Genomic DNA, 19,692 nt, shown 5'->3' on the forward strand with positions numbered 1-19,692 from the left:
AGCGGCACATCCCGGCCGCGCAACCACGTCATTTTCCTGGAAAGACGGGCAGCACCTTGTTGATGAGGCCGGCGCCGGTGTTCACGCCATTTTCAAGAATGCCGCTGGCGCCATTGATGATCTTTCCTGGCACTTTGGCGGCTTCGTCTCCGAGCACTGGTTTGAGCAATGTCTCGGCGCCCTGGTTGACGACAGCGCCGGGAGTGTCGAGCAGGAGGGACATGCCCGCCGCGCCAATGAGGCGGCTGCTGAGATCTTCCTGCGGGGCATCCAGCGTGCCGACGACGTGGACGCGCGTCCACTGCAGGCCGGGAGGAGCGGCGGGATTGTTTTCCACGAAGACGCGGTTGCCGGCGCCGGGGATGCTGGCCAGGGTTTCAGGAGTGACGCCAAGGAGGAAGTCGCCCTCGAGATCGCGGCCGCGAATGGTGAGCGCCCCTTCGATGCGCAGGAGGCCATTGGACTGGACGATGATGTTTTCGATGCGGAGGGTGTCGCCCTGAGGCCGGAGGGAGGCGCTGCAGATGTCGAGCACGAGGCGCTTGAAACGGTGGGTGTTGGTGTAGGTGACGAGCTTGTCGAGAATGGGCAGCCCGTTGATCTCGCCGCCTTTCAGTGAGACATCGGCCTTCCAGGCGGGGGGGGAAGTGCGGGAGCCGGCCATCTCGAAATCGCCCTCGACCTTTCCGGAGAGGCGCTGCTTCCACCATGCATTGAGGAATTCATCCAGCGGAAGAGCTTTGACGTGGGTGAAGATCTGCCATGCGCCGGTCTCATACTTCAAGGAGCCGCGCAGCGTGGCCTCGGATTCCTGCTTCCAGCGCAGGGTGGCGTCACTGACCTGGCACTGGCTGTCGCCGATGCGCAGGGTGGCCTTGGCGAGGTCAAACTGGAGGGGCTGCTTTTGCTCCGGAGCATTGATGGGAGTTTTCAACCTGCCGCCGTTCAATCTGGCGGAGAGGGACACATCCCCGGTCTGCCAGTTTCCGAGGTGGAGCTGGGTGTCTGAGATCTGCCAGCCGCCGTGCTCAAAAAGGAAGCGATGCACCTCGAAGCCGCTGATGACGGTTTCGCTGGGAATGAAGCGGCGCAGGAAGGAGGGGATGCCATCGCTGCTTTCGTCGAACCTGGCGGGATTGGGCGCGGGCGGATCGCTCGCGGGAGCGGCGGCGGCGTGGCGGAGGGAGAGGTCGTCCGTGCCGGCATTCTGGATGCTCCATTTCCCCTGGCGGATGGCGCCGAAGTCGAGAGCGGCGCGCAGGCCGCCGGCATCCACACTCCAGTCCGCATTGGAGACCGAGAGATCGGCCACCGTCGCGGTGTCATCGTTCCAAAGGAGGGGGGCAAGACGGGCCGTGCCGCCGGTGCGGGCGGCGATGAGCGCCTCGGCCTTCTGACGGAAGTCATCGGTCTGCACGTAGGAGCGGATGTAACCGGTGACCAGGGACGGGGCGAGAAAGATGAGCAGCGCGATGCCGGCGACAAACAATCCCGCCAGCCACCAGAGCCAGCGAAAAGAGGAGGAGGTGGCAGGGCGCTTTCCCGGTCTGCTGCGGCGTTGCATTTTGGCGGTGGTTTAAATTTTTTAATCGCCAGAGCGTTACACTCGGGCCTAGTGTCAGGGAGTTATTTAACCTGTATGCTCAAAGCGCTCAACGTTTGTCTTGAAGTCGATGGTCCGCCGGACTCGGAAAAGAACAGCACGCTCCATCTGCTGCGGGAAGTGACCTTCAACGTGCCGCCTGCGCATCTGGTGGCCATCGTGGGGCCCTCCGGCTGCGGCAAGACGACGCTGCTGAAGGTGATCACGGGCATCCAGCAGGAGACCTCCGGCGAGCTGATGTGGGACGGGCGGGACCTGAGCAATGAGGAGGACCTGCACCCCGGAGACCTGGGGTATGTGCCGCAGTTCAGCGTGGCGTACGACCTGCTCACGGTGGAGGAAAGCATCGCCAGCGCGATGGTGCTGCGCACGCAACTGGCGCAGACGGAGGATTTCATCCCGGCGCTGGACCACATCCTGGAAGTGACCGGTTTGACGCATCTTTCCGACCGGCAGGTGAAGGTGCTCTCCGGCGGGCAGAAGCGGCGGCTGGGCCTGGCGCTGGAGCTGGTCACGGACCCCTGCCTGCTGCTGTGTGACGAAGTGACGAGCGGCCTGGACCCGAAGTCCGAGACGGAGATCACGAATCTGCTGCGCGTGCTCTCCCGCGGCCACCCAAAGCGGGTGGTGATCAACGTGACGCACAGCCTGGCAAGCCTGGACGCGTATGACAGCGTGATGGTGATGTACCAGGGGGTGCTCACCTACCACGGGCCGCCGAAGTCGATGATGCACTACTTTGCCGTGGAGCACCCCGAGGAGGTGTACCTGAAGCTCACCGAACGAAAGGCCGGGGACTGGCATGAGTCGTGGGAGAAATACCGCGAGACGTACTACCAGCGCCATGGATTTGATGGCGAACGGGTGCTGCCGGAAGATGAGGAGGAGAAAAAGAAGAGCAGCGGACCCTCCAAGACCACGGTGCGCGAGAACCGCGCGGTGGCGAAGCCCGAGGAGGCCCAGGCGCAGCCGGAGCACCTGGACCTGCCGCCGGTGGAAACGCCGTCCATGATCACGCAGTTGTTTGAGCTGCTGCGGCGGCGGTGGACGATCTTCCGCCGGGACAAGGCGCAGGTGTGGCTGCACCTGGCCATGCTGCTGGGTTTTCCGCTGCTGGTGGTGATCTTCGCGCTGGATGGTATCAAGCCGCTGAAGGCGCTCTCGGCGCATCAGGATGAAAACGTGAGGCAGGAGTTCATCCAGGTGGAGAAGTTTCAGAAGGAGCAGCTCAAGGCAGGCGGGCTGGTGTCCGGGCTGATCATGCTGCAGGTGGTGCTGGTGACGCTGATGGCCAGCAACAACGCGGCGCGTGAGGTGGCCTCCGAGCGGTTGATCCTGGAGCGGGAAAAACTCGGCGGGCTGCACCCCTTTGCCTACATCGGCAGCAAGGTGATCTTCCTGGGCATCTTTGTGCTGGCCCAAAGCTTATGGATGGGGTGCTTTGTGGACATGGTGGTGGGAGGCCTGCCGGGAGACCTGGTGACAAAACTGGTGCTGCTCGTCCTGGCCTCCGCGGCGATGACGAGCGTGTGCCTGGGCATCTCGGCGATGAGCAAGACGCCGGAGAAGGCGACGATTTTGTGCATCTATCTCGTGGGCTTCCAACTGCCCCTGTCAGGCGCGGTGCTGACGCTGCCAGACTGGCTGGAGAACTGGGTGCAGCCGCTGATCGTGGCCTTCTGGAGCTGGAGCGGCAGCCTGAGCAGCATGCGCAGCACGGCCTTTTATGACGCCGTGAAGGAGGTGACGTCCACCGATCTCATCAGTCCCGCCATCGCCGGCTTTGTGCTCTTTGTGCATGTGCTGGTGGGGCTGGGCATGTCCTTCATCGGGGTGCAGCGCAGCCAGTGGGACTCTTGAAAAGTTGATGGATGTTTACGGTGGTTGACGATTGTTGACAGTCGTTTTCCAGATCGGCGAGGTGGCTTTACGGCTGAGCTGGAAAAGACTCCCGAGTCTCATCAGAACATGGTCCCCAGCTTGTTGAATTCGCTGGCGGTGAGGGCCGACAGGATGATCACGCTGAGGGCAATGGCAGCGCGCGACTTGCGGGCCTGCCAGAGCCAGCGCGCGCGCTCAGTCCAGTGCTCATCATGCACCCGCTCCCAGGGGCGCAGCGCCAGCCGCATGAGCACATGGCTGTAAAGAAAAGCGGCGACCGTGACGAGGCTGAGAAAAAGCGCGGGAGAGACCATGGCTAGTGAGGCAGGCCGAAAAGATAATAAGCCGCGCAGAGCAAGGCGAGCACGATCGTGCCGGCGTTCAATTCACGCGCGCGGCCGGAGGCGAGCTTCAGCAACGGATGCACCACGAGCCCGGCGGTGAGGCCGTTGGCGATGTTGTAGGTGAAGAGCATCATCACAATGGTGACGAAGGCGGGCACCCATTCCGTGAGATCCTCGAAGTCAATGCGGCGCACGGAACCCGTCATCAGCACACCCACGGCGATCAAGGCCGGGCCATAGGCAAAGCGGAGCTGCTGCAGGGGCTCGATCAAAGGGATGAAAAAGAGCGAGAGGGCAAAGAGCACGGCGGTGACGAGCGCGGCCATGCCGGTGCGCGCGCCCGCGCTGATGCCGGTGGCGGATTCAATGTAGGCGCCGCTGGTGGAGGTGCCCACCAGCCCGCTGAACATGCAGGTGAGCGCATCGACAAGCATGGGCTTCTGCACCTGGGGAAAGCTGCCTTTTTCATCTAGCAGATTCGCAGCGGCGCCGAGGCCGGTGAGCGTGCCGAGGGTGTCGAGAAAGCTCATCAGAAAGAGCGTGAGGAGCACCGGGAGGAAGGTGAGCTGCAGCACACTGGGGATGTCCAGCTTGAAGGCGATGCGGCTCAAATCGTACGCGCCCGTGAAGGGCATGGCCGTCACAGCCTTTGGCATGTGGCCGAAACCGAGCGCCCCACCCGCCAGCGCCGTGGCCACGATGCCGATGAGCAGCGCGGCAGGGACTTTGCGGATCATGAGCAGGGTCATGAGCAGAAAGCCGCCGATGGCGAGGAGCACCTGGGGATCGTGCAAACTGCCGATTTTGACCGGGACGGCGGGAGCCATGACGAGACCCTGCGCATCTGCCTGCAGGGCCTGGGCGGGCATGCCGGAAACAAAGCTGGTGACGATGCCGGTTTCATACAGGCCGATGAAGGCAAGGAAGAGGCCGATGCCGACGGCAAAGCTGTGCTTCAAACTCACAGGCACTGAATTGGCGAGCCAGCCGCGGACGCCGAGGACAGTGATGAGCAGAAACAGGACGCCGCTGACAAACACAGCGCCAAGGCGCTGCTCCCAGCCGATGCCCAGCGCGGCGAGGCCAAAGGCGATGAAGGCGTTTTCCCCCATGTAAGGCGCAACGGCGATGGGACGGTTCGCAATCAGCGCCATGAGCAGGCAGCCGACCACGGCGGTGAGAATGGTGGCCACGGTGCCGGGCCCGGCCGGGATGCCGGCGAAGGAGAGAATGGCGGGATTCACGACCATGATGTAGGCCATGGTGATGAAGGTGGTGACGCCGCCGATGATTTCGGTGCGGACCGAGGAGCCATGCTCACGCAGCTTGAAGAAGTCATTCATGCTGCGGCGCAGAGGAGCGTGGAAGCGGGGAGCCGCAAATTTTAATCCGCAATTCCGCGCAGGGCGCCTTCGTTGACAGCGGACCATGAAATCTCTGCTGCTGGTTTTCTCCTGTCTCGCCCTTCAGTCGTCCTTGTGGGCGAAGCCCAATGTGGTGCTGTTCCTCACCGATGACATGGGATGGATGGACAGCGGCGTGTACGGCTCGAAGTACTATGAGACGCCGAACATCGACAAGTTCGCCACGCGGGCGATGCGCTTCACGAACGCGTATGCGCAGCCGCTGTGCTCGCCCACCCGCGGAAGCATTCTGAGCGGGCAGTACACGGCGCGGCATGGCATCACCACGGCGAGCGGCCACCAGCCGCCGCAGCCGCCGGGGCATGTGTTTCTGCCGGAAACCGCGCCGGCAAAGGACCCCATGCTGCTGCCGGAGAGCAAGAACTACCTGGAGCCCTCGCAGATCACACTGGCGGAGACTTTGAAAGGCGCGGGCTACCGCACGGCGCACATCGGCAAATGGCACCTGGGCCTCACGCAGCCCTACTGGCCGGAGCAGCAGGGCTTTGATGTGGCGTTTCACTGCCATCCGGACCCGGGGCCGCCGGGAGAGTATTTCTCACCCTATGGCGTGGTGCCGGATGGCAGGCCGACGGCGAAGACCCGGGTGGGCACCATCACGGACGGGCCGCAGGGCGAGTACATCGTGGACCGCCAGGCGGCTGAGGCGGTGAAGTTCATCCAGGCGAGCAAGGGCGGGCCCTTCTTCCTGAACCTGTGGTGCTATGGCGTGCATGGCCCGTGGGGGCACAAGGAGGAGTACACGAAGTACTTTGCGGCAAAGAAAGACCCGAGCGGACGGCAGGGAAATCCGATCATGGGCTCGATGCTGAAGAGCGTGGACGAATGCTTCGGCCGCATCCTGGCGGAGCTGGAGCAGCAGGGCATCGCCGACAACACCATCATCATTTTCACCTCGGACAACGGCGGCAACACGCACAGCAATGTGCCGGGCACGGGAAAAACCGAAGCAGCGGAGAAGAACAAGTCCGCCTTCCTGGCCGGCTGGCGCAAGTGGGCCGGCGACCAGCCGCCGACGATGAACACGCCGTTGCGCGAGGGCAAAGGCACGCTGTATGAAGGCGGCACGCGCGTGCCCATGATGTGGGCCTGGGCGGGCAGGATCCAGCCTGCGAGCACCAGCGAGGCCGTGGTGGGGCCGATCGACATCTATCCGACGGTGATCGACCTGCTGGGCATCGCGAAGCCGGAGCAGCAAAAGTTTGACGGCGTGAGCTATGCGCAGGTGCTGAAGGGCGAGGGCGCACTGAAGCGCGAGGCCTACTTCAACTACCACCCGCACGCGGGCGCGAACCGTGCGGGCGGCGTGTGGGTGCGCAGCGGAGACTTCAAGCTGCTGCGCTGGTTTGGCAATCCCAGCACCCACGAGCTCTACAATCTGCGCGAAGACCTCGGCGAGGCGCACGACCTGGCGGCAACCATGCCGGACAAGGTGAAGGAGCTCGATGCGCTCATCGACGGTTTCCTCAAGGACACGGGCGCGACTTATCCACGGCCGAATCCTGCCTACAAGCCGGTGGCTGCCAAAGTGCCCGCGCAAGCCAAGGCTGATCCGCTGCAAGCCTGGAAGGAGCGCGGCTGCAAGGCCACCATCAGCGAAGGCATTCTGACGATGAAGAGCAGCGGCAAACCCGGCGGCGCCTTTCTGGGACATGGCACGGCGAAGATGACCGGACCCGCGACGGTGAAACTGCGCGTGCGCAGTCAAACAGGCGGCGCGGGCAAGATCGACTCGCTGCCAAACACGGCGGGAGATCCCAGCGTGGTCCACTCCGCGCCCTTTGAGGTCAAGGCGGGCGGCTGGCAGGAGCTGAAGATCGACCTGGGCGAGAAGGGGCCGCTGGGCACGCTGCGGGTGTACCTGCCCGATGCTGAGATCGACTTCATCGAGCTGGCCCCGGCGAACGGGAAAGCGCAGCGCTGGGATTTTTGACTTCCACCTCCCCTGCCCCGCCTTCATACTTTCGCCATGATCCGCCACACCGTCGCCTTCCGTCTCAAGCATCCTTCCGGTTCAGCCATGGAGCAGGATTTTCTGCGCGCTGCGTGCGAACTCGCGAAAATCGAAGGCGTGCGGAAGTTTGAGTGTCTGCGGCAGACGAGCAGGAAGAACCCGTTCACCTTCGGTCTGTCGATGGAGTTTGCAGACGAGGCGGCGTATGCGTTTTACAGCGAACATCCGGAGCACACGGCGTTTGTGAAGGAGCGCTGGATTCCGGAGGTGGAGGAGTTCATGGAGCTGGACTACGTGGCGCACGCGCCGTGAGGCCGGACGAGCCGCGCGCTGGGTGGCAGGGACATCCACGCCACGCGGCAAAAAAAAGCGCCGCGCCTGGATGGAACCGGGCGCGGCGTGAGGAATGCAGGAGGGAATCAGGCGCTGATGTGCTTGGAGACCAGCTTGGTCATCTCAAACATCGTCACCGTCTTCTTGCCGCCGAACACCGCCTTCAATGCGTCATCGGCATTGATGTTGCGCTTGTTCTTCGCGTCCTGGAGACCGTTCTTCTTGATGTAGTCCCACAGCTTCTTCGTGATCTGACCACGAGGAGCAGGCTTGGTCCCAACGACGGCACCGAGGACCGCGTCAGGCTGCACCGGCTTCATAAGAGCAGGATTGGGTTTCCGTTTTGCTGCTTTGGCAGCCTTCTTGGCTGCTGGTTTTGCTTTGGTTGCTTTCTTGGCCATAGTGTTGTTGGCGGCTGTTGCCGTAAGAGCAGGTTATGAGAGCGTCCCGCAGAGCGTCAACGCAAATTTAATCAATATTTGAGGTTGTTTCCCTGCGTACAGCCTCTCATTCCCTGCGCAGATGCAGGCGCAAAGATGCTTTGGGGCCGTGCTTTTGACTGGCCTGCATCAGGAGCCGGCCGACCGGCATCCGCACGGCACGGAGGTCATCAGCAGCATGAATCCGAGCCCTTTCATGAGACGATTTCCAAGCGGCCGGAGCTAGATCTTTGTCCTGCTTTCCACCCACTGCACGGCATAGCGCACGAGCGCGGCACCATCCGTCATGCCGAGTTTTTCCTTGATGTGGGCACGATGGGCCTCAACCGTTCGCGCGCTGATGTTCAGCTGCGCGGCGATGATCTTCGTGGCCACGCCCCGGCCGATGAGGCCGAGGATTTCCAGCTCGCGGTCCGTGAGGGCGTCCATGCCGGTGGCCCTGGCGCGGGAGGCGCCGGTGACCTGCTCAAGCATGCGTGCGCTGAGAGTTTCACTCAGATAAAGACCGCCGCCGATGACCTTGTGAATCGCGGTGACGAGGTGATCCGCGGCAGCCTCCTTCATCACATAGCCGCGGGCGCCGGCACGCAGCGCGCGCTCGCCATAAAGTATCTCATCATGCATGGAGAGCACGATGCACTGCGTGGCGGGATGGAGGACGCGGATGTCTTTCACCAGCTCGAGGCCGTTCTTGTCGGGCAGGGTGAGATCCACGACGACGAGATCGGGCTTGAGCTTGCCGATGGCGTCGAGTCCTTCACGCGCGCTGCCCGCCTCTCCCACGACATCAAGCCCCTCCTCGGCACGGATCAACTGGGCGAGACCGTGCCGCATGATGGGATGATCGTCGATGAGGACAAGACGCTTCACGGGTTTTTTGCTGGTGCGGGAACGCTGCATGTGACCTGGGTGCCGCCGCCTTGGCGGGGCTCGATTTTAAGAGTGCCCCCCATCATTTGAGCGCGATGGCTCATGGTCAAGAGCCCCATGCCGGTTCCTTTGGCCGGCGAATCCGGGATGCCGATGCCGTTGTCACGGATGGTGAGGACGATGTGGCCCTTCTGCCGGGAGAGATGAATGTCCACGCGGCGGGCCTGGCCGTGCTTCACGGCATTGGAGAGGGCCTCCTGCGCGATGCGGAAGAGCTGCACGGAGAGCTTGTTGTCACTGACCTGCACCGGATTGTCATAGCGGAAATCACAAACGACCCCGTAGGCACGGGCGGTGCTCTGGACGAGCTCCGCCAGAGCGGCCATGAGACCGGCGGAGTCGATGACCACCGGCATGAGCCCGCGGGACATCTCGCGGGCGCGGGTGTTGGCCCTGGTGACGAGATCCACAATCTCCGCCAGGCTCTCCGCCTCGGCTCTGCCGGCCTTCAGCAGATGGTTCTCCGCCACCTTGGCCAGGCAGCCGATGGCGGCGAGCTGCTGGCAGAGATCATCGTGAATGTCCTGGCCGATGCGGGCCTGCTCCTCCTCGCTGATGTGGAGCAGCTTGTCCTCCAGCGCCTTGCGCTCCGTGAGATCTCGAATGATGCCGGTGAAGATGCGCCTGCCGCTGGGCAGCACGGCCTCCCCCACGGAGAGGTCGATGGGGAAGACGGAGCCGTCCTTGCGCTGGCCCACAACCTCGCGCCCGATGCCGATGATGCGCTTCACGCCGGTGCGCAGGTAGTTGTGCACATAGCCGTCGTGCCGGTCTCGATAAGGCTGGGGCATGAGCACGCTGATGTTTTTGCCGATGAGCTCGCTGCTCTTGTAGCCGAAGAGGCGCTCGGTGGCGGTGTTGACGGTTTCGATGAGGCAGTCGGAATTGATCGTGATGATCGCATTGACGGCGGTCTCCACGATGGCGCTGGAGATCTGCTCGCTGGCCTGAAGCGCCGCCTGCAGCTGGGCTACGCTGGACTCCTCAGGCGCGTGCTTCTTCATGGATGAACGAGGAGATCAATCAGGCGAGATGACGAAACCATCCGGCTTCACGGCGAGGATGGAACAGGGGGCATGCTGGACGATTTTTTCCGCCGTGGTGCCGATGAGCATCTCACGCAGGCCGGTTTTGCCGTTCGTACCGAGCACCACGAGGGATGCCTGGACTTCGCCGACGTGATCCAGAATGGCCTCGCGGATGTTCACGCGCTCTGTGACATGCTGGGAAACGGTGACGCCGGCCGCGTCCCGGGTCAGGGGCTCCAGGAAGGCGGCCAGGTCCTTGCGCCACACCTCCACAGCCTGGGGATCATAGGTGGCGGGCAGCGAGGGGGCAAAGCCGCCGTAGTCGAGCGACATGGCCAGGGCGCTCTGGAACACATGCAGGCAGTCGAGCGTGGCGCCATCCTGCTGAGCGATGTGCAGGGCGCACTGCACGGCCTTGGCGGAGTTTTCGGAAAAATCGACACAGGCGACGATGCGTTTGAACGGACCCTGGGCGTCCTCGCGCACGACCAGGACATCCACCGGGGCCTTGCGCACGCACTTGGCGGCAATGACGCCGATGCGGTGCGGCTCATTGCGCGATCCCTTGGCGCCCATCACGAGGAGGTCGGCGGAGTGGTCGCGGCAGGCCGCCACCAGCTCGGTGAAGGGATTGCCAATGCGCACTTCCGCATTCACTCCCGCGCCCACCTCGGCATCCGTCACAAATTTCTTCAGGCGCTCCAGCCATTCCGCGCGGACGGTGGCCTGGTCGGTGGCGAGGGCCTGCTTGAGCTCATGCACGAGAAACTCGTCCATGACATGGACGACGGTGATGGTGGCGGCGTCGAGCGAGGCGCGGTGGACCGCCTCCCGCAGGGCGATGCGGCAGGTAGGGGTGAAGTCGATGGCGGCGATGACGTGATGGAGCTTTTTCATAAGCGGGAGGGATTGAAGTCATTTCATCATAGCCGTCTGAAAAAGGCAATGCCGCGCCGGGATTGTGAGGCTGTGGGCAGGGCTTGCGGTCAGAGCCCGGCCTCTTCCTGAGCCTGCTCCACGGCGGCCTCGAGCGTCCAGAGCGTCTTGTCAAAACTCTTCTGCCGCGCGCGAAACTGGGCCTCGTCGGTGATGGCGGTGAGGGTTTCCAGCTCCTTGACCGCAAAGGCATGATGCTGCTCCAGAGCCGTGACGCGTGTCTTGAAGTAGTCGCGGCCGCCCTGGTCTTTGAGCACGTCGATGTCGGCCTTCCAGCGGGAGAGGGCGTCGGCGGACTGCTTGAGATATTCGGGGCGGCTGGTGGTCAGATGTTCCTTGGCTCTTTTATACCATTCGCGTCCTTTGACCTCGCCCTTCTCCTTCACCTTGGAGAATTCGTTTTTCAGCTTTTCGGCGGCGCGGCGGAGCTGGTCGATGGTGTCGTCAGCACGCAGCGGGTGCAGGCAGAGGGTGAGGGCAAGGCAGGCGAGAAGGGTCTTTTTCATGATCGTCGAGGGATACGGCTGGCTGCAGGGAACCATGCATGCTCTTTTCAATGGCGAAAGAATTTCCCGTTCGTTCCGTCAACTTCACGCCCATGATCCGCACGCACGCCCTCACCACCCTCGCCCTCGCCTTTGCCCTGCTGTCTGTGACTTCGCACGCACAGCCGGCCACGGCGCCTGTCTTCTGGCCCGCGAAGGGCGGACCCACGCAGGACGGCATCGTGCCCGCGGCGGATGTGGCGCGCATTCCGCTGGAGTGGGACGGAGCCTCCGGCAAAAACATCGCCTGGCGCACGGCGCTGGAAGGCCAGGGCCACTCCTCTCCGGTGATCGGGGGTGACATGATCTGGTTCACCGCAGCCACCGCGGACGGGAAGCAGCAGTTTTTGTACGGCATCGACCGCAAGAGCGGGAAGGTCGTGCACCATGACGTGGTGTTTGAAAATGCGTCTCCGGAAGACCTGGGCAATCCCATCAACAACTACGCCGCCCCCTCCCCCGTGCTGGAGGAGGATGCGCTGTATGTGCACTTTGGCACCTATGGCACGGCGCGGATCGACCCCGCGACGGGGAAAAAAGTGTGGGAGCGGCGGGACATCAATGTGCGGCACTACCGCGGCCCGGGGTCTTCCCCGGTCGTTTACGGCGACCTGCTCATCCTGACCTTTGACGGCATTGACCAGCAGTTTGTGACCGCGCTGGACAAGAAGACGGGGAAGAGCGTGTGGAAAACCGCGCGCACCACGGACTACCACGACCTGGACAAGGAAGGCAAGCCCACGCGGGACGGGGACATGCGCAAGGCCTACCACACGCCGGGGGTGTTCAAGATGGGCGGCAAGGAAGTGCTGGTCTCCATCGGCTCCCGCGCGGCCTTTGGTTATGAGGTCACCACGGGCAAGGAGCTGTGGACGATCCGCCATGGGGGCTTCAATGCGGCGATCCCGCCGCTGCGCCTGGGAGACATGCTCATCCTCAACACGGGCTCTGAGCGCGCCCACACCATCGGCGTGCGCATCGACGACAAGATGACGGGAGACATCACCGACAGCCACGTGCTGTGGGACCGCGAGAAGCGCAACGCCAGCGAAGCGGCGCCGGCACTGGTGAACGGCACGCTGTACCAGATCACCCGCGGGGGCATCGTGAGTGCGATGGATGTGAAATCGGGCAAGGACCTGTGGGATGACCGCCTGCCGGGCCAGCACGTGCCGGCGCCACTGGTGCTGGGGGACAAGCTGCTTTTCTCCAACGACCGGGGCGAAAGCTTTCTGGTGCGGGCCTCTCCGGAGAAATTTGAGCTGATCCGCCAAAACCAGCTCGGGGAGCGGATTTCGGCCTCGCCGGCGGTGGCGGAAGGGGCCCTGTTTATCCGCACCAGCGGGGCCTTGTACAAGATCTCCGCCCAATAGGGGAAGCTACCGATTTAGGGGTCAGGGACTACTCAAACCACTAAAAAAAGACCATGCCATGTAAACACCGGCAGAGGGTCTGTAGCTAGAGGAAACGGCACCAGGTCGGATTTTCTATCATTGCGCATGCGGCGTAGGAGAAAAAACCTCCTGGAATCACAAAACCGTCGCAAAGAAGCTAAAGATGAGGTAAGCTGAAAGTCCCTATGCCTACCACCACACCGACACGCAAGACACGCTTCTCCCGCCGAGTCCCTGATCATGTCACAGACGAGCTAGTCAATGTGCTTTCAAAGCCGGAGACTTACGAGTTTAACACGCTGTTCGGGCTGGTGTATGACAATCTGAAGCTGAAGAACGCCGTGAGCGGTGGCGAGGAAATGCTGCGCCTGCGCTCCTATGAGAAGCTGCAGAACCTGGTGAGCCGCGGCCTGTGCGCCAAGGTGGGCAAGACCTACCGCGGCCTGGAAGGCCTGCGCGCCGCGCACAATGCGGCCATCGCCGCCCGCAGCGCCGCCGTGGTGGCCCGCACCACGGCCGCCGCAGCCGCCCGCGGTTGATCATCGAGGCTTCGTTTCGACCCTTTTGGGCCGCTCTGCCGCCGGGCAGGGCGGCCCTTTTTGTTTCCGTCCGGGTTTGACGCTGCCGCGCGTCTCGCTACCCATTGCGGGTCCTTCACCCCCATGTTTGAGAATTACATCCCTGTCCTGCTCCAGATCGTCCTTGCCGGTGGTTTCGCCGTCGTGACGCTGATCGCCTCCGCGCTCCTCGGCAGATCGGCGAAGCGCAACGCGATCAAAGACTCCGCCTACGAGTGCGGGATGCTGCCGGTGGGAGACAGCCAGCCACGCTTCAGCGTGAAGTTCTACATCGTGGCGATGCTCTTTGTGCTGTTCGACATCGAGGTCGTGTTCCTCTATCCCTGGTCGATCATTTACAAGGACTACCTGGCGGCCTTTGGCGGCTCCATCCTGGCGGTGGCCACCGGGTTTGTCTCCATCCTGCTGGTGGCCTTCGTGTATGCCTGGAAGAAAGGCGTTCTCGACTGGAAATCCTAGTCTGCTTTCATGATCGCTTATCTCAGCCTGTTTCAGCTCAAGCCCCAGGTCACGGAGGAAAAGCTGGAGACCATGATGTCGCAGACCCGCGTCATGCTCCTGCGCGTGCCCGAGGTGCTGACGGTGAAGACCGGCAAGCGGGTGAACCCTTCCGAGCCCTATCCGTGGTTCGTCTATCTGGAAGTGGAGAGCATGGACAAGCTCGCCATCTGCCAGGACGACCCCCACTACATCAAATTCCGCGAGGAAGTGCTGAAGCCGAACATCTCCGAGCAGGAGAGCACGGCGTTTGAGATGGAGCCGCGGAAGGATGTGAAGTACTCGTAGGAGAAGACGGATTTCCCACCGCAGCCTGGAAGAGTAGAGCTCCGCCAACTTGGGCCTTGGCTGGTTTGATGAGGTGTGGCACACTTCCCGTATGACGACGCTGCCAGCGACAACGCCTGAGCACTACCTCACCGGGACGTCCGCGATGACGATCCCGGACGGTGAGACAGCGTTTGTGAACTGGCATTTCGTGGACACTTTTCTTGAAGGGCGGGCGAGCTTTCGCATCGCTGGCCGGAATTTCCCGGATACGTCGGGACTGCTGGGAACGACCGGGGTCAGGGAGTGTGCGGCGATTTTACGCAACAGCGGCGTGCCACTCCCAGCGGGTAGCACTTTTTATGCGGCAAACCGTGACCGGGCTTTCCTTGATCTGCTGCTGGGCAACCTCCAGCAAGGCCGCCGCCCTGATCATCTGCGCATCGCCGATTATTCCGACACCGACACCGAGGCTGAACATCTGAAGGTGGAGATCGCGCGGCTGCGTGACCGTCTGAAAGAAACAGCCCCCATCAGGCTGCTGGACGAGTGGCTGGCGCAGCAATGAACTTCACTCCAGGCCAGCAACTGCATGTCAACATCATGCGGAAAGTTTTGAGTGCAGTGCAGGAGACGCCGCTGGTGCTGAAGGGTGGGACGGCGCTGCTGCTATGCTATGGTCTGGACCGGTTTTCGGAAGATCTGGACTTCGATGCGCCGAAGAAACTGAATCTCGAAAGCCGCATCGAACATGCGCTGCGTCCGTTAACACAACAACTGCGCATCACCCGGACGAAGGACACGGAGACCGTGCAACGCTACCGGATCGAGTATGAGTGCGAGGCGGTGCAGGGTCGCCTGAAGGTGGAGGTGTCATGCCGTGATACGGTGACTGAGGAGGATGTGGTGGAACGCGCCGGCCTGCGCACCTACCGAGCCGGACGACTCATCGAACAAAAGACTCGTGCGCTGGAGAACCGGACCACGGCACGTGATCTGTATGATGTGCATTTCCTGGCAACGCACTTTCGCGCCGAGTTTGAGCAGGAAGCGATTGCGCGACTGCGAATGCTCACCACCGACATGAACCGACTGGAGGGTCGCTTCCGACCGGCTTTTGAGGAAGATGATTTGTTTCGTGACAAGAAAGAACTCGTTGCCGGCCTGATCTTGGAGCTTCAGGCAGCATTGGGATAAAAGGCATCCGACTTTTGCCCGTCGTAAATCAGGCGCTGCAGTGAGGTTTACGGCGCCTTTGGTGTGAGATGGCCAGCGAGATCGCCGGCATACCCCGCGAGTTCCAGGAAAGCACGGCCGGTGGACTGACCGTGAGCATCGAGCACATCGCAGGCGCCTTCCCAATACGGCAGGCGGGTGATGCCGCCGTCCTGCTCCTGATCGGCGGCTAGTGGCTTCAGCTCCAGTGTTTCCCCCTCCAAGCTGATGCGCACGTGGTTCGGGTATTCGGCGTTGTTGCGCGGGCTTTTCCAGGTGCCCAGCACCTCCCAGGTGAAGGCGTTAAGGTGACGCACCTGCCCCTGCGGATCGATCACCGCCAGCGTGGAGGCGGGATCGAGGGTACCGTCTTTCCGGCGCATGCGATAGACCATGATCTCGCGGCCGTCTCGGAGCTGCAGGGCAGCCCAGTCCCAGCCCACCTGCCCTGCCTCGAGCTGGCTGCTGCTGAACTCGTGATCCATCCAGGCCTCACCGGTGACGGTATGCTGCTGTGTGCCGAGCCTCACGGTGCCGGTGGTTTTTAAGCGGGGCCAGGTGAGGTAGTGGCTGGCGGCGGAGGCGGAGGCGCCTTTGCGAGAGACGCCGTCTTTGCCGAAGATGACGAGGGGCTTGAGGGGTTCGAGATCCAACTGCAGCAAGGCCTCGTGCTTGACGGTGGCGGCGATGTGGAGGTGCTGGGTGGCTTCATCGAGTGTGAGGGACCAGTTGCCGTTGTGCACGGCGAGGGTGGTTTCGGAGGACGAGGCATCCCACCCTTCGCGGTTCAGGCGTTCTTCGTGGAGGAAGTGGCCGGTTTGTGCATCGAGCAGCGCGGCGTGTGCGAGATGGAGGTGCAGCGTCTTCCCATCCTCATGCCGGGCCTGACGGAAGAAGGTGACCTGAAAGCCGAAGCGGCGGCCGTCTTTGGCATCGAGGTGGCCGGTGACGTACCACCACTCGGTGCGGAATTCGGGATGGCTGCCGTGATCGCGGGGAAACACGAAGACACGGCCGGGCTGAGGAAGGGCGAAGCCGTCTGACGTGGTCTGCGCGTGCAGAAAGGCGGCGACGAGGATGAGAAGAAGGGAAAGGAGGTGCTTCATGTCATTCCTCGGTGTGGTCGGGTGGCAGCAGCACGGCCCAGCGGCCGACCATGGCGGCCACCAGCATGCCAACGGCGACGACCGCCGCGCCGAGCAGTGCGAGATGCCAGCCGACGGCGTGAAACTGCAGGGTCCAGCCGAAGCACTGTTTGTTGATGCGATAGACGAGCAGCCAGCCGAGCCAGAGGCCGGCGGCGATACCGGTGAGTGCGCCGGCGCAGGCGACGCCGAGGCCTTCGAGCGCGGCTGAGTGCGCGACCTCCCGGCGCGTCATGCCGAGCGAATAAAGCGTGGCGAGAACGGCGCGGCGTTCCAGCAGGAGACTGGTGAGGGCGAGACCGAGGCCCGCGACGGCGACGATGACGCCGATGACCTCCAGCGCATGCGTGACGGAAAAGGTCTGGCGGAAGATGCGCAGGGCCTCGCTGCGGATGTGGGCATTGGTGAAGATGCTCAGGCCCGGCTGGGCTGCCTGGATGCGGCTGCGGAGAGTCTCCGCATCGGTGCCGGGTGTGAGCATCAAGGCGACGCGCCAGGCTTCATCGGTGGCGAACCATTGGCGAAACACGGAGGAAGGAAGCGCGAGGGAGCCGCGCTCATTGCCGTACTCGGCATTCATGGCGACGACGCGCACCTGGTGCCCGGCGAGATCGAGGACATCGCCCACGTGGGTGCGGAAGCGCTCGCTCCAGCTCTCGCTCATAACCGCAGGCGTGATGCCATCGTCTGTTTTCCACCACTGCTCGTGCCGGGGCGGCTGCACCCAGGCATAGAGGGCGTGCTTGTGCATGAACTCGGGATCGACCCCGAGGATCAGCACCTCGCCTTCATGCCAGAGGATTTTCCGGGACTGCACGACGGCGACCTCCGCCACTCCGGACTCGCGAGCGAGGGCCTGCACCGTCTGCGGCGAGATGGTGTGTGTGGATGAGGCGCTCTGGGCTCCGGCACTGCTGACGTAGATGTCCGCCTTCATGGTGCGAGAGATCCAGCCGCGCATGGTGTGGTCGAAGCTGGCGACCATGACGGCCATGCCGGTGGTCATGGCCACGGCGCTGGCGAGGGCGGCCACGGCAAAGCGATGCCGCACGGTGGGGCGGCGGAGATGAGAGAGCGCGATGCGCCAGACCGCGGAGAGGGCTTTTTTTCTGGCGATGAGACGCAGCACCGCGCTGGCGGCGAGGCCGGCGCCGAGCATCCAGAACAAGGCGGCGGCGTAACCGGCCAAGGGAAGGCGCGTGCCGTTTTCATAGCGCAGCACGGGCAGCTGAGCGAGGAGCAGGGCGGCCAGCATCAAGGCCCAGCCGATCCACTCAACGCGCCAGACGGCACCGCCTTCAAAGGGGGTGGCATGGCGGCCGAGCATATGGGCGGGTGGAGTGCGAGCGGCCATGCGCGCCGGCCACCACGCGGCGACCAAACTGGCGAGGACGGAAATGGACAAGGCGAGGAGAGCTTCACCGGGAGCGAGCGCGGCCTGCTGCGCGCTGGTGGCGCCATACAATGCGTTCATGGTTTTAGTGACACCACCGACGGCGGCCTGCGCGCCGAGCCAGCCGAGCAGCACGCCCAGACCACCGCCGCAGAGGCCGAGCAGCGCGGCTTCGAGAAGGAAGGCGACCTGGATGGCGCGATCCGTGACGCCGAGGGATTTTAAGATGCCGATCTCTTCTCTGCGCCGGAGCACGACGCCATCGAGCGCCTGGAAGATGAGGTAACCGCCGACGAGCAAGGCGAGAAGGGAGAGGATGGTGAGATTCAAGCGGAAGGCCTGAGTCATGGTGCCTGCGAGCTGGCGGCGGTCCGCGCCACCGAGCACCTGCCATTTGGATTTGAGCAGCTCACCGGCTTCTGCGCGCAGATGAGGGAAGGCGGGGCTGTCCTGCGCCAGCACCTCGACGCGATCCACACGGTCTCCGCGCCGCAGGAGAGTCTGCGCGTCCGGGAGATCAAGCAGGAGCAGATGGGCGGGGAGCGTGGGAACTCCGGGAATCTCCGGCACGATGCCGGCGACTTTCACGGTGATGACGCGGTCATCCACGATGAGGCGCAGCTCCTCGCCGATTTTGACGCCGAGCTTGGGGCTGACGCACACGCCGTTATGCACGGCCTGCATGCTGGAGCCGAGGCCTGCGGGGGCTTCGCCGCGGAGATTGAGCAGAGAGACGAAGTCCACACCGAGAAGGCGCCAGGTGGCGCGGGAGCCGATCTCACCGTTGCCTTTGTCCAGCGCAGGCGTGGCGGTTTCTTCGATGATGGGGAGGAGGCTGACGGGGCGCGGGCCAAGCAGGGTGCGCATCTCGCGGAGATCGGACTCGTGGAGGTAACCGGCAGCGCCCTGCACCGTCCAGTCCGGCTGGCGCGTGATGCCTTCCGTGAAAGTTTCAAAGCCGGAGAGCGCGGCATTGCTGGCCAGCCGCACCGCCAGATACACGCTGGAGCCCAGCGCTAGAATCAGCATCAGCGCAAGCTGCTGCTTCAAAGCCAGCCGCCAGTGGCGCAGGGCGCAGCGCCGCAGGATGAGAAGCACCGTGCTCATGCGGCTTCAGTGATGCGGCCATCCTGCATGCGCAGCACGCGCTGGCAATGCAGCACGGCCTCCGGACTGTGGGTGACGAGCAGCAGGGCGGCCTGGGTTTCCTGGACGACCTCCGAGAGGAGATCGAGAACCTGCGCTCCCGTGGCCGTGTCCAGGCTGCCCGTCGGCTCGTCCGCCAGGAGAAGCGAAGGACGATGGACGACGGCGCGGGCGATGGCGGCGCGCTGCATTTCACCACCGGACAACTGACCGGGCAAGGCCGCGGCACGATGGGCAATGCCGACGCGCTGGAGCAGCTCGCGCACGCGGGCTTCGCGCTCGCTGGTTGATACGCCGAGGAGCTGCAACGGCAGCTCGATGTTTTCCGCGGCGCTGAGCGTGGGCAGGAGATGATAAAACTGGAATACGGTGCCGATGTGCCTGCGGCGGAGGTGGGCGAGTTCATCGGCGCTTAAACTGCCGAGAACATGGCCGGCGATGGTGACGCTGCCGCTGTCCGCGTGATCGACTCCGCCGACGCAATTGAGCACGGTGGTTTTGCCGCTGCCGGAGGGGCCGAGGAGGGCGACGCGCTCGCCTTGATTGAGATGGAAGGAGACGCCGCGCAGGATGGGGCGCTCCGCGTAGCTTTTGGTCAGAGACTGGACTTCAAGGACTGGCATCAGAAAAGGAACGGC

The 19,692-nt window shown here is 63.3% G+C and carries 20 protein-coding genes; 9 read left to right on the plus strand and 11 right to left on the minus strand.

The window, feature by feature from the left end; translation table 11 throughout:
• Nucleotides 1-28 precede the first annotated feature (28 nt).
• Nucleotides 29-1,564, minus strand: a complete 1,536-nt coding sequence (locus ACILSQ_RS11150) for a hypothetical protein (RefSeq protein WP_395743702.1) — start codon at nucleotides 1,562-1,564, stop codon at nucleotides 29-31.
• 75 nt (nucleotides 1,565-1,639) lie between these two features.
• Here ACILSQ_RS11150 and ACILSQ_RS11155 point away from each other — a divergent pair, with 75 nt between their 5' ends.
• Nucleotides 1,640-3,463 carry an ATP-binding cassette domain-containing protein gene (locus ACILSQ_RS11155; RefSeq protein ID WP_395743703.1) on the plus strand — a complete coding sequence of 608 codons (1,824 nt, stop codon included), beginning with the start codon at nucleotides 1,640-1,642 and terminating at the stop codon, nucleotides 3,461-3,463.
• Nucleotides 3,464-3,564: 101 nt separating this feature from the next.
• Here the strand turns inward: ACILSQ_RS11155 and ACILSQ_RS11160 are convergent, their stop codons facing one another.
• Complete coding sequence (locus ACILSQ_RS11160) at nucleotides 3,565-3,798, minus strand: hypothetical protein (RefSeq protein ID WP_395743704.1); 234 nt, start codon at nucleotides 3,796-3,798, stop codon at nucleotides 3,565-3,567.
• A gap of 2 nt (nucleotides 3,799-3,800) precedes the next feature.
• On the minus strand, nucleotides 3,801-5,171 hold the full coding sequence (locus tag ACILSQ_RS11165; protein WP_395743705.1) for an NCS2 family permease: 1,371 nt from the start codon (nucleotides 5,169-5,171) through the stop codon (nucleotides 3,801-3,803).
• Nucleotides 5,172-5,256: 85 nt separating this feature from the next.
• Here ACILSQ_RS11165 and ACILSQ_RS11170 point away from each other — a divergent pair, with 85 nt between their 5' ends.
• Complete coding sequence (locus ACILSQ_RS11170) at nucleotides 5,257-7,185, plus strand: sulfatase (RefSeq protein WP_395743706.1); 1,929 nt, start codon at nucleotides 5,257-5,259, stop codon at nucleotides 7,183-7,185.
• 36 nt (nucleotides 7,186-7,221) lie between these two features.
• A complete protein-coding gene (locus ACILSQ_RS11175; protein WP_395743707.1) occupies nucleotides 7,222-7,518 on the plus strand; it encodes a Dabb family protein in 297 nt (98 codons plus the stop codon).
• Between the two features lie 107 nt (nucleotides 7,519-7,625).
• On the opposite strand, the gene ACILSQ_RS11180 is transcribed toward ACILSQ_RS11175, so the two are convergent.
• The 5 genes from ACILSQ_RS11180 to ACILSQ_RS11200 form a co-directional block, all read right to left on the minus strand.
• The gene (locus ACILSQ_RS11180) at nucleotides 7,626-7,859 is read right to left on the minus strand and encodes an SWIB/MDM2 domain-containing protein (protein ID WP_395743708.1); all 234 of its coding nucleotides are present in this window, start codon (nucleotides 7,857-7,859) and stop codon (nucleotides 7,626-7,628) included.
• 342 nt (nucleotides 7,860-8,201) lie between these two features.
• Complete coding sequence (locus ACILSQ_RS11185) at nucleotides 8,202-8,879, minus strand: response regulator (protein WP_395743709.1); 678 nt, start codon at nucleotides 8,877-8,879, stop codon at nucleotides 8,202-8,204.
• Complete coding sequence (locus ACILSQ_RS11190; protein ID WP_395743710.1) at nucleotides 8,846-9,913, minus strand: PAS domain S-box protein; 1,068 nt, start codon at nucleotides 9,911-9,913, stop codon at nucleotides 8,846-8,848. The genes ACILSQ_RS11185 and ACILSQ_RS11190 overlap by 34 nt, the downstream gene beginning before the upstream one ends.
• A 15-nt stretch (nucleotides 9,914-9,928) precedes the next feature.
• Nucleotides 9,929-10,834: a universal stress protein gene (locus tag ACILSQ_RS11195; RefSeq protein WP_395743711.1), complete on the minus strand. Its 906-nt coding sequence runs from the start codon at nucleotides 10,832-10,834 to the stop codon at nucleotides 9,929-9,931.
• A gap of 89 nt (nucleotides 10,835-10,923) precedes the next feature.
• Nucleotides 10,924-11,379 (minus strand): hypothetical protein, encoded by a 456-nt coding sequence (locus ACILSQ_RS11200; protein WP_395743712.1) that lies wholly within the window; start codon nucleotides 11,377-11,379, stop codon nucleotides 10,924-10,926.
• A gap of 92 nt (nucleotides 11,380-11,471) precedes the next feature.
• On the opposite strand from ACILSQ_RS11200, the gene ACILSQ_RS11205 reads away from it, so the two are divergent.
• The 6 genes from ACILSQ_RS11205 to ACILSQ_RS11230 all read left to right on the plus strand — a co-directional run bounded on the left by ACILSQ_RS11205 (nucleotide 11,472) and on the right by ACILSQ_RS11230 (nucleotide 15,352).
• Nucleotides 11,472-12,791, plus strand: coding sequence for a PQQ-binding-like beta-propeller repeat protein (locus tag ACILSQ_RS11205; RefSeq protein WP_395743713.1), 1,320 nt, complete (start codon nucleotides 11,472-11,474; stop codon nucleotides 12,789-12,791).
• A 206-nt stretch (nucleotides 12,792-12,997) separates the two neighbouring features.
• Nucleotides 12,998-13,351, plus strand: a complete 354-nt coding sequence (locus ACILSQ_RS11210; RefSeq protein WP_395743714.1) for a hypothetical protein — start codon at nucleotides 12,998-13,000, stop codon at nucleotides 13,349-13,351.
• A 123-nt stretch (nucleotides 13,352-13,474) separates the two neighbouring features.
• Nucleotides 13,475-13,849, plus strand: coding sequence for an NADH-quinone oxidoreductase subunit A (locus tag ACILSQ_RS11215; protein ID WP_395743715.1), 375 nt, complete (start codon nucleotides 13,475-13,477; stop codon nucleotides 13,847-13,849).
• Between the two features lie 9 nt (nucleotides 13,850-13,858).
• Nucleotides 13,859-14,176: a Dabb family protein gene (locus tag ACILSQ_RS11220; RefSeq protein WP_395743716.1), complete on the plus strand. Its 318-nt coding sequence runs from the start codon at nucleotides 13,859-13,861 to the stop codon at nucleotides 14,174-14,176.
• Between the two features lie 91 nt (nucleotides 14,177-14,267).
• Nucleotides 14,268-14,723 carry a hypothetical protein gene (locus ACILSQ_RS11225; protein ID WP_395743717.1) on the plus strand — a complete coding sequence of 152 codons (456 nt, stop codon included), beginning with the start codon at nucleotides 14,268-14,270 and terminating at the stop codon, nucleotides 14,721-14,723.
• A complete protein-coding gene (locus ACILSQ_RS11230) occupies nucleotides 14,720-15,352 on the plus strand; it encodes a nucleotidyl transferase AbiEii/AbiGii toxin family protein (RefSeq protein ID WP_395743718.1) in 633 nt (210 codons plus the stop codon). Before ACILSQ_RS11225 ends, ACILSQ_RS11230 begins: the two co-directional genes overlap by 4 nt.
• A 47-nt stretch (nucleotides 15,353-15,399) precedes the next feature.
• Here the strand turns inward: ACILSQ_RS11230 and ACILSQ_RS11235 are convergent, their stop codons facing one another.
• From ACILSQ_RS11235 to ACILSQ_RS11245, 3 genes are read right to left on the minus strand one after another with little or no spacing between them, the layout of a single operon-like run.
• The gene (locus tag ACILSQ_RS11235; RefSeq protein ID WP_395743719.1) at nucleotides 15,400-16,476 is read right to left on the minus strand and encodes a lipocalin-like domain-containing protein; all 1,077 of its coding nucleotides are present in this window, start codon (nucleotides 16,474-16,476) and stop codon (nucleotides 15,400-15,402) included.
• A 1-nt stretch (nucleotide 16,477) separates the two neighbouring features.
• Entirely contained in the window at nucleotides 16,478-19,015 is a 2,538-nt protein-coding gene (locus ACILSQ_RS11240; RefSeq protein WP_395743720.1) for an FtsX-like permease family protein, read from the minus strand.
• Nucleotides 19,012-19,677, minus strand: coding sequence for an ABC transporter ATP-binding protein (locus tag ACILSQ_RS11245; protein WP_395743721.1), 666 nt, complete (start codon nucleotides 19,675-19,677; stop codon nucleotides 19,012-19,014). Before ACILSQ_RS11245 ends, ACILSQ_RS11240 begins: the two co-directional genes overlap by 4 nt.
• Between the last annotated feature and the right edge of the window lie 15 nt (nucleotides 19,678-19,692).

The organism is Prosthecobacter sp., assembly GCF_044227185.1.
Lineage (GTDB): Bacteria > Verrucomicrobiota > Verrucomicrobiia > Verrucomicrobiales > Verrucomicrobiaceae > Prosthecobacter.

Excerpts from the sequence above, each read along its gene's own strand:
- ACILSQ_RS11150 (WP_395743702.1), bottom strand. The coding sequence starts at position 1,564 with ATGCAACGCCGCAGCAGACCGGGAAAGCGCCCTGCCACCTCCTCCTCT.
- ACILSQ_RS11155 (WP_395743703.1), top strand. The coding sequence starts at position 1,640 with ATGCTCAAAGCGCTCAACGTTTGTCTTGAAGTCGATGGTCCGCCGGAC.
- ACILSQ_RS11160 (WP_395743704.1), bottom strand. The coding sequence starts at position 3,798 with ATGGTCTCTCCCGCGCTTTTTCTCAGCCTCGTCACGGTCGCCGCTTTT.
- ACILSQ_RS11165 (WP_395743705.1), bottom strand. The coding sequence starts at position 5,171 with ATGAATGACTTCTTCAAGCTGCGTGAGCATGGCTCCTCGGTCCGCACC.
- ACILSQ_RS11170 (WP_395743706.1), top strand. The coding sequence starts at position 5,257 with ATGAAATCTCTGCTGCTGGTTTTCTCCTGTCTCGCCCTTCAGTCGTCC.
- ACILSQ_RS11175 (WP_395743707.1), top strand. The coding sequence starts at position 7,222 with ATGATCCGCCACACCGTCGCCTTCCGTCTCAAGCATCCTTCCGGTTCA.
- ACILSQ_RS11180 (WP_395743708.1), bottom strand. The coding sequence starts at position 7,859 with ATGAAGCCGGTGCAGCCTGACGCGGTCCTCGGTGCCGTCGTTGGGACC.
- ACILSQ_RS11185 (WP_395743709.1), bottom strand. The coding sequence starts at position 8,879 with ATGCAGCGTTCCCGCACCAGCAAAAAACCCGTGAAGCGTCTTGTCCTC.
- ACILSQ_RS11190 (WP_395743710.1), bottom strand. The coding sequence starts at position 9,913 with ATGAAGAAGCACGCGCCTGAGGAGTCCAGCGTAGCCCAGCTGCAGGCG.
- ACILSQ_RS11195 (WP_395743711.1), bottom strand. The coding sequence starts at position 10,834 with ATGAAAAAGCTCCATCACGTCATCGCCGCCATCGACTTCACCCCTACC.
- ACILSQ_RS11200 (WP_395743712.1), bottom strand. The coding sequence starts at position 11,379 with ATGAAAAAGACCCTTCTCGCCTGCCTTGCCCTCACCCTCTGCCTGCAC.
- ACILSQ_RS11205 (WP_395743713.1), top strand. The coding sequence starts at position 11,472 with ATGATCCGCACGCACGCCCTCACCACCCTCGCCCTCGCCTTTGCCCTG.
- ACILSQ_RS11210 (WP_395743714.1), top strand. The coding sequence starts at position 12,998 with ATGCCTACCACCACACCGACACGCAAGACACGCTTCTCCCGCCGAGTC.
- ACILSQ_RS11215 (WP_395743715.1), top strand. The coding sequence starts at position 13,475 with ATGTTTGAGAATTACATCCCTGTCCTGCTCCAGATCGTCCTTGCCGGT.
- ACILSQ_RS11220 (WP_395743716.1), top strand. The coding sequence starts at position 13,859 with ATGATCGCTTATCTCAGCCTGTTTCAGCTCAAGCCCCAGGTCACGGAG.
- ACILSQ_RS11225 (WP_395743717.1), top strand. The coding sequence starts at position 14,268 with ATGACGACGCTGCCAGCGACAACGCCTGAGCACTACCTCACCGGGACG.
- ACILSQ_RS11230 (WP_395743718.1), top strand. The coding sequence starts at position 14,720 with ATGAACTTCACTCCAGGCCAGCAACTGCATGTCAACATCATGCGGAAA.
- ACILSQ_RS11235 (WP_395743719.1), bottom strand. The coding sequence starts at position 16,476 with ATGAAGCACCTCCTTTCCCTTCTTCTCATCCTCGTCGCCGCCTTTCTG.
- ACILSQ_RS11240 (WP_395743720.1), bottom strand. The coding sequence starts at position 19,015 with ATGAGCACGGTGCTTCTCATCCTGCGGCGCTGCGCCCTGCGCCACTGG.
- ACILSQ_RS11245 (WP_395743721.1), bottom strand. The coding sequence starts at position 19,677 with ATGCCAGTCCTTGAAGTCCAGTCTCTGACCAAAAGCTACGCGGAGCGC.